We start from the raw sequence: 15,067 nt of genomic DNA, 5'->3' as shown, positions 1-15,067 counted from the left end.
GTTGGAGCCTGTCGGCCTGTCGGCAGGCCAAGTGGTGGAGGTGGCCTCCATGTATGAATCTGATCCACATGGGGAGCAGGCTGAGCACTTACATTTGCTCATGGCGGTGGTTCCTGGCACGGACGACGGGGCCATCGAGGTTGTTTCTGAAGCCGGCGGTGGCGTGGTTGAGTATTCCGTACCTGCCGGTGACGAGCGCGGCTGCTCCGCCAATTTTTCTCCATCAATATCGGGGTACGACTATATTGTTGCGGCATGGGGTAATGGCTCGTTCTACACCTTCAATCTAGCCGAGAAAGTCTGGATGACGCTTGGGCTGACGCCTCGTTGTGTCGGGAACGATCAGCAGCGTTTGGTCTACGACGACTTGGGTCTCCCTGAAATTGGTGTGGCAGAGGGGGAGGTTTCCAGTGACTATCACTGGAACTTGAAGAGATCGGTTAGTTGGCGCATGTCGAACGAGTACCTCCGTCGCTACCTTTGGTTGCGCGGAGCCCGGGGCGTGCGCGTCTTCTATTACTCTGCCTTGCTACCAGATGACCCGGAAGTCCGCGCAATCATGGGAGGAGAGTCCCATGTCGTCCGTAAGCCTGCCGAGGGGGTTGCCTGGTATGAGTTGGACATTCGTGAGCATAAGGGCGGACTTCTGCTCCAGCTATGGGCTTCAGTCGAAGCGGTGATGCCCGATCTCTGTCCTGAGCAAACCGCTGAAGGAATTCGGTGGCCTGGTGATGCCGAACCTATGACTCACGCACGTGCGAACGCCTTGCTGGGGCATGATCCGGTCTATCTGGATGATCGATTCTTGGAGAAGTACGAACAGAGCGTTTTCTACGATTCGACGCCCGTTTATGTTTGGGGTAAATGGTCATGTAGCCCATCTTATAGGGGGCAGTGGAGTTTTACCGAGTGTCAGCGAGTCGGTAGAAATCTGATCAAGGTGCCGATGCGTGAGTTGTATAAGCCAAAGCCGGATCGCGAAATTGTGCACGCTAGAACATTTGCGATTGATCCGGCCGACTTGGCACACGTGGATCTAGAAGAAGAGCATGTGGTCGCCAAGATACAGCAGTTGCTTGAGGTACTTCTACGATTGGGTGATGGGCTTGCTGCACTGGGTGCAACCGTAGGATTGAACAAGTCGGCTGTCGAGCTGACCGGCTTCGATCGTGCAGAGGTGGCAGCCAATGGTTGGCTAGCCTATCCGGCGCTCAGACGGTTGGCTCAGGTTGCACCGTTGAATATGACTCAGCAGATGTTCCTCGCCCGCTGCAAAGGCTTGCACGAGGTGTGGCAGCGCATTCCAAACGGATACCTCAAGTTATTGTTGGAGCGGGCCGGATGTCCGAAGGGGGCCGTTAGGGACCTGGGAAGCCTTCGGTTATTACAAGCACTCTTGAACGTCCTCGAAGGGCTGAATGCTCAGGAGGAGGCAAGCGATGCCTTCGCCTCCGCCAGGGAGCCAGAGCGTTGGAGCGACCGCAATGAATCTATGGCCCCCTTGTTCTTGAATAACGATCTCAGAATCGCCGATGCGCACGAGGCCGTTGATCGTTGCTTGACGACCCTGCAGCAGCTTGGCTTCGACACAGCAAACGTCAATGCAGGCTATGGACGGGCACTCGATTTCGTCTTAGATGGCGTTATCAATGCTCTGGAGGTGGTGGTCGCAGCTATTGAGAAGCTGTTAAGGACAACGGAGGCGGTCTGATGGAAAGGGGGCGCAGGACAAGGTCAAGCTGTCTCCTGTATCCTCGTGAGGTGATCGACGATGTCGTCCGTAGCGTCGTCGCCCCTTAGATCTCACTATCTTCCGCGCCAGAGTGAGCTCCTGTCGGATGACGGTAAAAGCGACGGTAAAGGTTCATGTCGATCACTGCCAATCCCTTTAACTACGCGGGTTTAGGCGATCTGTTGATGATCGAGTGGGAGTGAAATCAGGTCCTTCGAGGACTATCGCCAGCTATCGAGAAATCGTCGTAACGTGTTGATTGATAAAAAATACGTCGCGGCATCTGTCGGTAGCTATCGCCGGCCAGCAAAACAGGTTGACGGTAGAACTAACGGTAAGAATCGAGTCCGAATTAAGACCCTCCCGTTCACTATTCAGCCTTTTACCGTCTTTGACGGTAAAAGGCTTCTCGGGAAAGCTTGTTTTATGCGGCTTTCCGGGCATCAACAGGTCTCCTGATCCCTGACGGTAAAAGCCGTCAAAAAACAGGAGGAAAACCTCGATGCTTACCGACGCTGCACTGCGTAATCTGAAGCCTAAGTCCAAGGTTTATAAGGCTTCTGATCGGGACGGGACGTACGTGAAGGTATCGCCCAGTGGTGAACGCGGGGCGCTGGCGACCGCGGTGCAGATTCGGGACATCGTGAAGCAGGTCTACGTCTACGCCATCGCCCACGGTGAAAAGGTGCACAACCCCGCTGGCCCCAGCATCACTTCACGCACGATGTCGCCGCTGTGGCCTGCCGTCGTGGCCGCCCAGCTCATCGCCTCGCGGTCGCAGCACGCCAGAGCGAACGTTACGCGCAGCGGCTCGCCAGACCAAAGGCAACATCACGACTGAACCCGGTTGCGGCGCTGGTGATGAGGACCGTCTTACTCACCTCGTTTCTCCCGACTGTGATGTCCTCACGCAACGATCTCGCCAGTTCGGATCGCTACCCGGACTGCCTGCGCAGTTGTTGTGACACCCAAACGCTTGCGTATGCGGCGCAGATGATTTTCGACCGTGCGTTCGGAGAGACCGAGCGTCGCGGCGATGTCGGCCTGCCGTCGACCAGCGGCTGTCCAGGCCAATACCTCGCGCTCCCGGTCAGAAAGCGCTCCGATCCCGTCACCCACGGGCGCCTCCAACAGCGTGCGCGCCGCGAGAAACGCCGCTTCGGCGATGAGTTTCAAAGCCAGCCGGGCCTGCGGAGATGCATCGATCCGTTCCCCGCCGAGGCTCATTGCGCCTTCCAGTCCCAACGGGCCGAACACAGGAACCTGGAGGCCGTGAATACCGTGGCCTTGGGGTACATGGACGACTCGGTAGAGTTCGCCTTCCGCTCCTGTTGTTTTGGTCCAGAAGAATGGCTCGTGCGTTTCCAGAATGTGGCGCGTCACCGGACAGTGCCGCACATAGGTCTCAGCATCAACCGGCTCACCTGTACTAAACCAGTCGCCTTCTAGCCAATAAATGCTCTCGACCACTTCGTCCCGAGCGGCAGATGCCGAAAACAGCACGAAGCGGTCGTAACCGAGCGGGGCACTGAACGCGCGAACCTCCTTTTCGATTGCGGCAACGGTTCTGGCACCCTCGATGACGATGGCGCTCCGGAATGCCGCTTCCACCGCGACCGAATTCGACATCAGGCCCTGACTTCCTTGAGCAACGTCTCGGCCGCAAGCTTGCCGAGTGCATTGCCGGCCAGTGGACTGTCTCCGGTGATCAGCTTGCGATCCCTGTGCACAGCGCCCGAGATGCCATGGTTGATGATCTCAAAGCCGAGAGCCGTCAGCTTCTCGCCAAATTTCCAGGTCAGGTGACCGGGCATGTAGCCGATATCGGGCGTCTTGGCGTCGAGCGCGTCGGGGAAGGCGCAAATTTTTTGACCGCGATAGATGTCGCTGTCGCCGACCGCGAGGAAGGCCGCAGGGCCATGGCACAGGGAGATGACGAATCTGTCGTTCGCCGCCGCCCATTCCAGGACTGCGCCGACATCCTTGCTCTCGGGAATGCCGATCAGCGCTCCATGGCCGCCGGGGATGAAGATCGCTGCATAGTCGTCGAGACCTTGCGCGATGACATCGGACAAGGTCAGCGGCTGCTTGAATTGCGGATGATATTTGGCGAAGAAGCCTTTCACTTCCTCGTCTTCGGAAGGCATAGCCCAATATTCGAATTTGACCGGATTTCCCGATACGGTCGCCACGTCGAATGCAAAACCCGCTTTATCGAGATGGTACATGGGCAACAGCGTCTCCACCGGGTGGTTGCCGGTCGAGAAAAAGCTGCCGTTGTCGGTCAGAAGGTAGCGCTCGTCGGCCCCGATCATCAGGATCTTTTTCCCGCCCTTATAAAGATTTGGGTAATCGGCACCGCTCAGATCGGACTTTGGCGAGGTGAACTGACTTAGGGAATAGCTTGAGGGAAAGAACGCATCCTTCTCTGCCGGATCAGGTTGCGGTTTCTTGTCGGAAGTATTTTGAGCGGACATATAAAGCCTCATTGGTTTTTCGTAGAGTGTCCAAAGATGCCGTGTCAATAGGCTTGGCGCAATGAGGGATTTCCGTCAACGAAATGACAGAGTTCGAGCTGCTTAGCCACGCTACCGCAAGCACGGTTTAAGTGAGCTGAGCTAAGCGTGGCGGCATCTCAAGCGGCCGCGATGGTCTTGCGGCGCGGTTCGTTACATACAGCATGCTTGTACCTGATTGATGGCGGTGTCGCTGGAGTCGCTTTCCAGCAAATCGCCCCATCTCCGGCGCCAGCAAAGGCCCTACGCGGTTGACGGTAAAAGCGATGGTAACGGCCTATTTCGATCACAGCCAAATCCTTTAACCACGCGGGTTTGGGCTGTCTGTTGATGATCGAGTGAAAGTGATCTAGGCGACGCTCTCACGTTGCAGAGAGCGTCGAGCAAGATCGGGTGATGAAGCGATGCAAAATCGCTTCACCACGGTCATCGCATAGCACCACGGCACCATGCCGTCTTCCAGGCGCCGACCCGCGCGAATCAGACCTCAAGGATACGGAAACGCCGCAACGTATCGATCTGAAACTGCAGGCAGCGCGCGCGGTACTCGCGGCAAAGGCGCTCGGCCGTGGCGCTGTCGCCGGCACGTATCGCTTCGACGATGGCCCGATGTCCGGCCGCCGGCATGTCGGCCAACGCTGTTAGCCTCAACGTAAGATCGCGTACGCGCCGAATTTGATCCCAGCATTCATTGACGATCTGAGCGAGCCGCGGATTGCCGCCGAGTTTCAGCAGGTGCGAGTGAAAGGCATCGTCGGCGGCGACCCAGGCATCCGGGTCGTTTTTCTCGCGCGCGCGATCCATTGCGTTGCACGCCTGGTTGAAGATCGTCAGGTCCTTTGCGCGCAGCTTCGCCGCTGCGACGATGCCGGCCGCAGTGGCCTCGAGACTGGTCTGCACCTGGTGGATTTCCTCGATATCGGCGAGCGACACCTGGCGCACACGGATGCCGTGACGCGGCACGATCTGCAGCAGATTTTCCTTTTGCAGACGGACCAGCGCCTCGCGCACGGGCGTGCGACTGACGCCGAACAGACTGACCAGATCGCGTTCGAGCAATTGCATGCCCGGGCGAAATTCATTGCTGAGGATTTTCGCGCGGAGTTGTTGATACACCGAATCGGTGGATTTTTCGCGCGGCGTGGTCATGGGGCGTTTCTGTCTCGCCGATGGAGTGGGCCGTTTGAGCCACAGGGTTGGGTCGATTGGGCTCTTATTATAGTGCGGACCCTGCCTCCTTCCTGTCCCCGCATCGTTTGGCAAATCCGCAAAAGAAAATGGCGCGAATGCTCGCGCCATTTTCTCCTTCCCCGAGGCCGGGGACTGCCGTCGTTATCCGCAGACGCTCACCGGTCCCAGACCTCGTCCGGCAACGGCAATCCCGCCAGATCATGCGCGGTGAGCGGCCGGTCAACCTGTATCCCTTCGCTTTCGAGCATCAACATGACCTGCCGCGTGTGCTGTGCACTGTGCCAGGCCGTGCGCTCGAGCACCTCATGCATGGGACGCCTTCCATAGTAGGTCGGTACGTCAAATGCAAGAGACGGGTCAGCCTCGCTGTCCCACCACGCCCGCAAGCGCGTCCTCACGGTTTCACCCCACGCCGCAATGTCCTCCGGCCCCCACTGCGCGGGCGGCACATCATCGAATCCCTCAAAGCGCAATTCGATCTGCTGCGCCGCCTCGATCCCCATTTCCGCGACACGAAACACATGAAACGTCAGCCCCGCAGGCGTGCGGTTGCGATTTCTGAACGGTTCACGAAACGCCGCGCCGCTGAATTGCCGCGTATATCTCGCATTCGATTCAAGTACCCGTTCGAGGCGGCTCACCAGTTCGGTTGGGGGCAGCGGTTCTATCGCCGTGGTTTTTAGATCCAGGAACTTGATCACGTCATTGATCGACTGACAAAACGTGTATTTGCCGCCAAGCGCGACCACCGGCACGCTACGTGCGCCCAATGCGGCCAGTTGCTCGCGCCCGGCGGGGTCGTTGTGCACGTCGATGGATTCGAACTCGATGCCGTGTTTCGTCAGAAATTCCTTGGTGCGCAGACAGGACGAACAGCCGGGTTGCCAGAACACCTTGATTTTTGCAGGGGCCGCGGTTTGCATCACTCACTCCTTTCGGGCGGGTCAACGTCAGGCACAGCCGCCTGGGACGCGACCGCCGGTTGCTACATTGTTGCCAGGTGGTGCGCGTGCGCAAAGCAATGCTTGAGCATGCCGTCATCGCGAACCACGATGACAACGAATGGCCGTGGGCTATTTAGGTACACTGGCCAGACCCGATGCCGGGTCCGCGGCGTATGCTTAAGCCCGTAGCCGGGCTGGGCGGCACTGGGCAAACCGGTCATTTCACTGCGGGACGTCATGTCGACACTCGATCCGCTTTCGCTCAGGCTGTTTGTCAGCGTCGCAGAAGCCGGCACCATCGCGGCCGCTGCGGAACGCGAACACATCGCGGCGGCGGCCGTCAGCAAACGAATCAGCGAAATCGAAGCGGTACTGGGCGTCACGCTTCTGCGGCGGACCAACAAAGGCGTCGCGCTAACCGCTGCGGGTGAGCGGCTCGTCGCGCTGGCGCATCGCGCATTGCATGAACTCGACGAGGTCGCGGTGCAGATGCGCGATTGCGCGGGTGGGGTCAGCGGTCTGATACGGATTGCGGCGAACGTTTCGTCGGTCGTGCAGTTTCTGCCGGGCGAAATTCAGGCATTCGCCGCGCAACATCCCCGGATTCAGATCCAGCTCGAGGAAAAGCCCAGCATCGGTGTGGTGAAGGCTGTCGCGGACAATGCGGTCGATATTGGCGTGTTTACGTCGGTGCCGCACGGCTATGACGTGCAGACATTCCCGTATCACCAGGACCGTCTGATACTTGTCATGCCGGCTGGCCACCCGCTGGCGCAGCGCAAGGCGGTCGCTTTCGCGGATACGCTCGCCTTCGAGTACGTCGGTCTGCCGTCTGATACGGCGATCAGTCAGCAACTCACGCGCGCGGCTCACGCGCATGCCCGGCCGGTCAACCTGCGCATTCAGGTAACGGGCTACGACGCGCAATGCCTGATGATCGCCGCGGGACTCGGCCTCGGTGTCATGCCCTGTGCCGTCGCCCGGCAGCAGGCGGCTAAACTCGGGCTGTCGCTGGTCGAGCTGACCGATGCCTGGGCTGAGCGCGATCTGCTGCTGGCGGTCCGCTCGCTGGACGCATTGCCGGTTGCCTGCCGCATGCTCGTCGCCCATCTGTGCGGCGTGTAAGCGAGCTTGCGGCGCGGCAATAAGCGTTTCCCTTCCTCCCGTCGCCCGGTTCCTGGTGCTAGCATCCAAGCGTCGGCGCATCGCGCCCGGTTTTGGCGCGACGGTGCGCTTGCCATGCCGGGTTGCCGCGTCCGCTGGGCGCCGCGAGGAGAGACGTCGTGCCAGAACGCAAATCGGCCAAGCCAGCGCAGCCAGTCAGGCGTGCCGCTCCCGACCATCAGGCTTCGCCACCGCTCAGCAAGGCACGCGCGGCACGTAGCGGGAAAACTCCGGTAGCCGAAACGCAGCAGGAATCCCGGCCCGTTGCGCAGCCAGGGCCGCGCAACGGTAACTCGTCGCAACACGCCTACGACCGCCTCAGGCAGATGATCATTGAAAGCGAGCTGACGCCAGGCTCCTATCTGCTTGAACAGGACCTCGCGCTTATGTTCGGCGTGAGCCGTACACCGATCCGCGAAGCCGCGATCCGGCTGCAGGGTGAGGGCCTCGTGGAGATCGTGCCGCGTCATGGCATCCGCATCGTGCCGACGTCGGTCTCCGACATCAGCTACATCTATCAGGTCTTGATCAGTCTCGAGTCGACCGCTGCGGCTTTGGTGGCAGCGCGCAGCGACGTCGATCTGAGTCCGCTCGAAAAGGCATGTCAGCAGATGACGGACGCCCTCGACGCGCAGGATATGCACGCGTGGGCCGCTGCCGACGAGGCCTTTCACGAAGCGCTAGTACATCTCGGCGGCAACGCACGGCTCGCGCAGGTCGTGATGAATTGTCGTGACCAGGTGCATCGGGTGCGCCGTTTTACGCAGCAACTCAGACCGCACCCGCAACCGAAAAAATCCATCGCCGAGCATTACGAAATTATCGAGGCCATGCGTCGCGGCGATGCAGCGCGCGCGACCCGTCTATACCGCGCGCATCGTGAGCGCGGCTGGCGCGAACAGACTGCGGTGCTGCAGCAATATGGCATCCATCAGGCCTGAAAGCGGATGAGCCGGCGTCGGCAGGACGGGTAAACCTAGCCGCGAAATACCGCATCCGTACTGTACTTTGCGCGATTTAATGCATACATTAACTTACACGGTGATGGGGTTTCGTCGACTGGATCGACCCTGTTGCTGACCGGCCGCCGGCGTCGGACGCGCGGCGGCATAACGAATATGACGGCCAGTCGACCGTCAATCGTGGAAGGAGACAAAGCACATGGATGCGGTTCGCAATGTCGTGCGGGGTATCTGTCTGAGCGCGGTGCTGGCGCTGGTGAGCGCCGGTTCCCACGCCAGTTCGTTGACGGTCACGCACTGGGGCGACGGCATGTATGGCGTGCCGTTCGCCGTCGCGCTTGATAAGGGTTTCTTCAAGGAAGAGAAAGTCGACGTAACCGGTTTCATCACGTCGGAAGGGGGCGGAACGAGTATCCGCAATGCGATGGCCTCCGATATTCCCTATGGTGAAGTCGCGTTGCCGGCAGCCATCGCCGCGGTGAAGCAGGGTGTCGATTTGACGATCGTGCACGGCGGCGTGCAAAGTCTCGGCGATCTGGTGTGGGTCGAAATGAAGAACGGTTCGATCACCGGCATCAAGCAGATGAAAGGCAAGACGATTGGCTACAGCAGCCCGAAATCGACGACCGACATGATTTCCACAATCGCGCTCGAGCGTGTTGGTCTTCTTGGCCAGGTGCAACGAAAACCGGTCGGCAGTTCGAGCGGGATGCTCACTTCGCTGCAGCAGGGTGCGGTCGATGTCGGCTATATGACCGAGCCGTCATATAGCGCGAAGAAAGAAGGATTGCGTATTGCGTTCCGCTCGAACGACGTGGTGCCGAATGAAACGCAGACCGTCGGCATTGTGCGCACCGACTATCTGAAGGCGCATCCCGACGTCATCCGCGGCATCATCGCCGCGCGCCGCAAGGCGGTCGTCTACATGGCGACGCATCGTGCGGAGGCTGCCCAGATACTCGCCAGGGAGTACAAGATGGATCCGGCGGTCGCGGCCTCGGCGATCAACAACGTGCTCGATAGCGACCCGAAGTACTGGAGCGAAGGCAGCTTCGACTACAAGGGTATGGACGAAGTATTGAAAGGCCTCGTGCTGGTCAAGGCCATTCCGGAAGGTCCGTTCGACTGGACGAAGATCGTCGATGAATCGATGTTGCCAGCCGATCTGCGCAGCAGGAAGTGAGGTCTCGATGAGCGCGCTATCCCGTCGCAACGCCAATATCTCGATGGTCGCCCCGAGCACGCTGTCCGCCGACGGCAAGAGCATCGAGGCCACCCTCACCGATGTCACCCGCATTTATCAGGGCAGCGACGGTAAGCCGCCGTTTCACGCACTTGGACCAGTAAGCCTCGAACTGCGCGCGGGCGAGTTCTTCTCCGTGGTCGGGCCGTCCGGCTGCGGCAAATCCACGCTGCTCGATGTGCTTGCAGGCTTGAATCCGCCGAGTGGCGGGGCGGTGACGTTCGAAGGCAAGCCGGTAGGCGCGCAAGTGCCAGACGGTGTGGCAGTCGTGTTTCAGGAAGACGCAAGCTTCCCCTGGCTCGACGTGTTCGACAACGCGGCATTCGCGGCGCGACAGGCCGGCGTCGCCGAGGCGGAAGTGCGCGCGCGAGTCGATCACGCGCTCGCGTTCATGGGACTCAGATCGTTCGCGCATGCCTACCCTGCGCAATTGTCGGGTGGCATGCGTCAGCGGGTCTGCATCGCGCGCGCGATGGTGGTCCGGCCGCGCCTGATGCTGCTCGACGAACCGTTCGGCGCGCTCGACCAGCAGACGCGCCTTCTGATGGGTGACGAAACGCTCAAGCTGTGGCGCGACACCGGCGCCACGGTGCTGTTGATTACTCATTCGATCGATGAGGCGGTGTTGCTCTCGGATCGCATTGGCGTGATGTCTGCATGTCCCGGCCGCTTCATCGCGACCATTGAAACCGGCTGGCCGCGCATGCGCGATAGCACGACTGCGCTCGATGCGCGCTTCGGCCAACTGACTGCGCAAGTGTGGGGCCTTCTGCGAGAAGAAGCGCTCAAAGCGCTCGGGAGCCAGCAATGAGCACCGCCGCGCGCTGGCGACTCGGACTGGTTGTCGGACTGATCGTGCTGCTGGAAATCGCGAGCCGCGCTGCGTGGATCAATCCGATCTCCTTTATTCCGCCATCGCGGATGATGGTCAGTGCGGTGCAGTTATTGCTATCCGGCCAGTACACCACGGACATTCTGCAAACGATCGGCAGCGCGTTGCTTGCGGTGGTATTCGCCGTGGTCGTCGGGTTCGCCGGCGGCGTATTGCTGTTCCGGTTGCCGCGTGTGCGCCGCGTGCTGGACCCGCTGCTGCTGTCGTACTACGCGGTGCCCATATTCGTGCTTTACCCGATCCTGATCGTCGTGCTCGGATTGAATCGCTGGCCGCTGGTGGGCATCGGCTTTCTGTTCGCGGTCGTGGCGATGGCGGTCAATACGCTCAACGGTCTTGAGCGCGTGCCTCGCGTGCTGATGCGTACGGCCCGCGTGTGCCGCCTGAATACCTTCGACGAAATCCGTCTGATCACGTTGCCGTCGAGTTTGCCGTTTGTGTTTACCGGCATCAAGCTGACCGTCGTCTACGCAATTATCGCGGTGGTGGCCGGCGAATTCGTGCTGTCGGGATCGGGATTCGGTTATCAGATCGCCTTCGCCTACAACAACTTCGACAATCCGACCATGTACGGCCTGATGGTGCTGATGCTGTTGTTCGTCGGTACGATCAACGCCTTGCTGCGTGCTGCCGAAGCGCGCCTTTACCGGCGCATTCGCCGGGAGGCCGTATGAGCACCACCGTCGTGGTACATGTCGCTAGGCCGCGTCATGCAAGGCGTTGGCTCGACAGCGTCGCGCTGGTCGTCGCGCTGGCGGTACTGTGGCAGTTACTCAGCGAATGGCTCGGCCCGGATGCGGTCACTACGCCCTGGCGCACGATAGCGCGGGCGGTTCATATCGTCAGCGATCCGGATTTTCCGGCGAGTCTCTCCGTGACGGCCTTTGCATTCGGTTCGGCCTTTCTTATCTCGGCAGCGGGCGGTGTCTGTCTGGGCATGGTGCTCGGTGCGCGCAAGCTTCCGGGCGACGTCATGGAGCCGCTCATGATGGGCTTCTATTCGATCCCCAAGGTCACGCTATATCCGGTCGTATTGCTCGCGTTCGGCCTCGGCTTATGGGCCAAGATCGTGTTCGGCGTGATGCACGGCATCGTGCCGATCACCATTTTCACCATGAATGCGGTGCGCAACCTGCCGCCCATCTATACACGGGCGGCGCGCACCTATCACATGAGTCCGTTCGCGTTCGCGCGCCACGTGTTGTTGCCCGCGTGCGTGCCCGAGGTGGTCGCCGGTTTGCGCATCGGTTTCTCCCTGACCTTGCTCGGCACGCTGATCGGCGAAATGTTCGCGTCGCAAAGCGGCATCGGCCACATGCTGATGATCGCGATGAACCGCAGCGAGACCAGCACGATCATGGCGCTCGCGCTGATGCTGTTCGTCTTTGCGACCCTCGTCAATCTGCTGTTGCTTGCGTGGCAGCGGCATCTCACCCATAGCAACTGAGCAGGAGCGGTCGATGAGCACGTCCCGGAAGCTGAAGGAGATTCTCAAGAGCGGACGCTTTGTCGTCGCGCCTGGTGTATTCGACATGTTTTCCGCGCGTGTCGCTGACCGGCTGCCGTTCGAGGCGCTGTACATGACAGGATATGGCGTATCCGGTTCGTATCTCGGCGTGGCGGATGCAGGCCTCGCCAGCTATGCGGACATGGTGGGGCGCGCCCGGCAGATTGCCGAGGGCATCGACAAGCCCTTGATCGCGGACGCCGATACGGGCTTCGGCGGCCTGATCAACGTGCGGCATACGGTGCGCGGCTACGAAGCCGCCGGGGTGCAGGCGATCCAGATGGAAGACCAGGTGATGCCGAAGAAATGCGGCCATACCCAGGGCCGCCAGGTTGTGCCGCTCAACGAGATGCTGAAGAAGATCGAAGTCGCGCTGGAAGCACGCCGCAGCGACGATATGCTGATCATTGCCCGCACCGATTCGCGTACCACGCTCGGTCTCGACGAAGCGATCCGGCGCGGCAAGGCTTTCGCTAGCGCGGGCGCGGACATCGTGTTCGTCGAATCGCCGGAAAGCGCGGAGGAGTTTCAGCGAATCGGTGGCGAACTGGGGGGAAGCGGCGCATGGCTGTTCGCCAACATGGTGCCCACCGGCCGTTCGCCGGTCGTGGCGAGCAGCACGCTCAAGGAGTGGGGCTTCAGTATTGCAATCTATCCGTCAATCGGCATGGCTGCGGCCACGGCGGCGCTGGATAGCGCGTACCGTCACCTGCTCGATCACGGCGACTCGCTCGATCTGCAGGTGCCTTCGTTCACGATGGACCAGTTGCACGAACTGGTAGGCTTCCCCGAGGTGTGGGAATTCGAGAAGCGTCACGCGCAAAACAGCGAGGCCACGTCATGAACGCGCCGCGCACGCTGTTCGACAAGTTGTGGGACAGCCACACCATTGCGCATTTGCCGGGCGGCGTCGATCTGTTGCAGGTGGATCGCAACCTGATGCATGAGTTGACCGGCGTCGAAGCGATGCGCGTACTCGAAGCCCGCAATCTGCCGGTGAGCAACCCCGAGCTGACCTTTGCCACGCTCGATCACGTCATCTCCACGCAACCCGGACGCCGCGCCGGGGATGCGGCCTGGAGCACGACGATGGTCGACGCGTTGCGCGGGCAGATGAAACAGCACGCTATCCCCTTGTTCGATATTGGCCCGGAAGGCAAACAGGGCATCGTCCACGTGATCGGACCGGAACTGGGTTTGTCGCTGCCCGGGACGCTGATCGTGTGCGCCGATAGCCATACCTGCACGCATGGGGCGTTGGGCGCGCTCGCGTTCGGCATCGGCTCGACTGAACTGGTGCATGTGCTGGCCACGCAGACCGTGCGCCAGAAGAAGCCGCACACGATGCGCATACGCTTCAAAGGGGCCGTTGCCGAAGGCGTCACGGCCAAGGACATGATCCTGTTCGTGATCGGTGCGCTGGGCGCGGGCGCCGGCACCGGCTACGCCGTGGAGTTCGCCGGCGAGGCAGTCGAAGCGCTGTCCATGGAGGCGCGTCTTACGCTGTGCAATCTGACGATCGAACTCGGCGCCAAGTTCGGCTTCGTCGCACCGGATGAGACGACCTTCGCCTACCTGCGTGGCCGTCCGTATGCGCCGCAGGGCGCGGATTTCGACGCGGCGCTGCAGGATTGGCGAAACTTGCCGACCGACCACGGCGCGCAATTCGACCGCGAAGTCGAGATCGACGCCGCGGCAATCCCGCTGCAAGTCACATGGGGCACGAGCCCCGAGCATGTCATCGCGATCGACGCAGCCGTTCCCGATCCGCGCAACGAATCCGATCCCGCGCGCCGCGATGCGCTGCAACGCGCACTCGACTACATGGGCTTGCAGGTCGGGCAGCATCTGGACGAGTTGGCGGTCAATCGCGTGTTCATCGGCTCGTGCACGAACAGCCGCCTCGAAGATCTGCAGGCGGCGGCGCGCGTAGTGGCGGGCCATCATATCGCCGATGGCGTGACCGCGTGGGTCGTACCCGGCTCGTTGAGCGTGGCGCGCGAGGCGGAAGCGCAAGGTCTTGCGCAGATCTTCCGCGCGGCGGGTTTCGATTGGCGCGAGCCTGGCTGCTCGATGTGCGTTGGTGCGAACGGCGATGTGGTAGGGCGCGGCGAGCGTTGCGTATCCACGTCGAATCGCAACTTTGTCGGCCGCCAGGGACCGGGTGCGCGCACGCATCTGGCGAGTCCGGCCGTGGCCGCGGCCAGCGCGCTGGCTGGTCACATTGCTGCACCAGCCAGCGTACAGACGGGAACTGCATCATGAAACCGTTCACGGTAGTCAAAGGTGCGGCTGCCCCGCTGCTGCGCAATAACGTCGATACCGATCTGATCATTCGTATCGAACGGATCTCGCAACTGGTGCGCGGACAACTCGGTCCATGGCTCTTCGAGACCTTGCGTTATCAGGAAGGCGGTCCGGAGCAGGGCGAGCGCGAGGCGTTCGTGCTCAATCAGCCCGCGTTCCGGCATACCGTCTTTCTGCTGGGTGGCGCGAACTTCGGTTGCGGCAGTTCACGCGAAATGGCTGTGTGGGCGCTTGAAGAATTCGGCATTCGCTGCGTGATCGCACCTTCGTTCGGCGACATCTTCTACAACAACTGTCTGCAAAACGGGCTGTTGCCAATCGTTCTGGATGCCACCGCGATCGAGCAACTTGCGGCGGCCGCCGCCGGCGGCGCGCCGCTCGAAGTCGATCTGCGCGCGCTGGAGATTCGCGCCAGCGGGCTCGTGCCGATGTCGTTCGAATTTGATGCCGCGCGCCAGCGGGTCCTGCTCGAAGGTCTCGACGAAGTCGATCAGACGCTGCGTCTGGCCGACGCGATCGACGCGTTTCGCAGCGCCGATCGCATCAAACGCAACTGGGCTTACATGCCGCGTTAATTTGCCCGCTTGCATTGACAGCAGCAGTTGCGCT

Annotated in this window: 15 protein-coding genes; 11 read left to right on the top strand and 4 right to left on the bottom strand. The window is 60.9% G+C overall.

Features of this window, described 5'->3' with window-relative positions:
* The first annotated feature begins 49 nt into the window (after positions 1-49).
* Positions 50-1,711, top strand: coding sequence for a hypothetical protein (locus PQQ95_RS07460; protein ID WP_408436421.1), 1,662 nt, complete (start codon positions 50-52; stop codon positions 1,709-1,711).
* Positions 1,712-2,234: 523 nt separating this feature from the next.
* Complete coding sequence (locus tag PQQ95_RS07455) at positions 2,235-2,573, top strand: hypothetical protein (protein ID WP_408437007.1); 339 nt, start codon at positions 2,235-2,237, stop codon at positions 2,571-2,573.
* A 65-nt stretch (positions 2,574-2,638) separates the two neighbouring features.
* Here the strand turns inward: PQQ95_RS07455 and PQQ95_RS07450 are convergent, their stop codons facing one another.
* The 4 genes from PQQ95_RS07450 to PQQ95_RS07435 form a co-directional block, all read right to left on the bottom strand.
* Entirely contained in the window at positions 2,639-3,361 is a 723-nt protein-coding gene (locus tag PQQ95_RS07450) for a PA1136 family autoinducer-binding transcriptional regulator (protein ID WP_408436418.1), read from the bottom strand.
* Positions 3,361-4,209, bottom strand: coding sequence for a glyoxalase III HchA (hchA, locus tag PQQ95_RS07445; protein WP_408436415.1), 849 nt, complete (start codon positions 4,207-4,209; stop codon positions 3,361-3,363). The genes PQQ95_RS07450 and hchA overlap by 1 nt, the downstream gene beginning before the upstream one ends.
* Positions 4,210-4,728: 519 nt before the next feature.
* On the bottom strand, positions 4,729-5,397 hold the full coding sequence (locus PQQ95_RS07440) for a GntR family transcriptional regulator (RefSeq protein WP_408436412.1): 669 nt from the start codon (positions 5,395-5,397) through the stop codon (positions 4,729-4,731).
* A 197-nt stretch (positions 5,398-5,594) separates the two neighbouring features.
* The gene (locus PQQ95_RS07435) at positions 5,595-6,362 is read right to left on the bottom strand and encodes a glutaredoxin domain-containing protein (RefSeq protein ID WP_408436409.1); all 768 of its coding nucleotides are present in this window, start codon (positions 6,360-6,362) and stop codon (positions 5,595-5,597) included.
* Between the two features lie 258 nt (positions 6,363-6,620).
* Here PQQ95_RS07435 and PQQ95_RS07430 point away from each other — a divergent pair, with 258 nt between their 5' ends.
* From PQQ95_RS07430 to leuD, 9 genes are all read left to right on the top strand, one after another.
* Positions 6,621-7,508 carry a LysR substrate-binding domain-containing protein gene (locus tag PQQ95_RS07430; protein WP_408436406.1) on the top strand — a complete coding sequence of 296 codons (888 nt, stop codon included), beginning with the start codon at positions 6,621-6,623 and terminating at the stop codon, positions 7,506-7,508.
* A 158-nt stretch (positions 7,509-7,666) separates the two neighbouring features.
* On the top strand, positions 7,667-8,488 hold the full coding sequence (locus tag PQQ95_RS07425) for a GntR family transcriptional regulator (protein ID WP_408436403.1): 822 nt from the start codon (positions 7,667-7,669) through the stop codon (positions 8,486-8,488).
* A gap of 220 nt (positions 8,489-8,708) precedes the next feature.
* Positions 8,709-9,692: an ABC transporter substrate-binding protein gene (locus PQQ95_RS07420; protein WP_408436400.1), complete on the top strand. Its 984-nt coding sequence runs from the start codon at positions 8,709-8,711 to the stop codon at positions 9,690-9,692.
* Positions 9,693-9,699: 7 nt separating this feature from the next.
* Positions 9,700-10,563, top strand: a complete 864-nt coding sequence (locus tag PQQ95_RS07415) for an ABC transporter ATP-binding protein (protein ID WP_408436397.1) — start codon at positions 9,700-9,702, stop codon at positions 10,561-10,563.
* Positions 10,560-11,318 (top strand): ABC transporter permease, encoded by a 759-nt coding sequence (locus PQQ95_RS07410; protein WP_408436394.1) that lies wholly within the window; start codon positions 10,560-10,562, stop codon positions 11,316-11,318. The genes PQQ95_RS07415 and PQQ95_RS07410 overlap by 4 nt, the downstream gene beginning before the upstream one ends.
* A complete protein-coding gene (locus tag PQQ95_RS07405; protein WP_408436391.1) occupies positions 11,315-12,091 on the top strand; it encodes an ABC transporter permease in 777 nt (258 codons plus the stop codon). The genes PQQ95_RS07410 and PQQ95_RS07405 overlap by 4 nt, the downstream gene beginning before the upstream one ends.
* Positions 12,092-12,104: 13 nt before the next feature.
* Entirely contained in the window at positions 12,105-12,995 is an 891-nt protein-coding gene (locus PQQ95_RS07400) for an isocitrate lyase/PEP mutase family protein (protein WP_408436389.1), read from the top strand.
* On the top strand, positions 12,992-14,416 hold the full coding sequence (gene leuC, locus PQQ95_RS07395; protein ID WP_408436386.1) for a 3-isopropylmalate dehydratase large subunit: 1,425 nt from the start codon (positions 12,992-12,994) through the stop codon (positions 14,414-14,416). The genes PQQ95_RS07400 and leuC overlap by 4 nt, the downstream gene beginning before the upstream one ends.
* A complete protein-coding gene (gene leuD, locus PQQ95_RS07390) occupies positions 14,413-15,033 on the top strand; it encodes a 3-isopropylmalate dehydratase small subunit (protein ID WP_408436383.1) in 621 nt (206 codons plus the stop codon). The genes leuC and leuD overlap by 4 nt, the downstream gene beginning before the upstream one ends.
* Positions 15,034-15,067 lie beyond the last annotated feature (34 nt).

This window comes from Paraburkholderia caffeinilytica, assembly GCF_046030355.1.
GTDB classification, from domain to species: domain Bacteria; phylum Pseudomonadota; class Gammaproteobacteria; order Burkholderiales; family Burkholderiaceae; genus Paraburkholderia; species Paraburkholderia caffeinilytica_B.
This window is presented reverse-complemented; position numbering and strand designations above follow the sequence as displayed.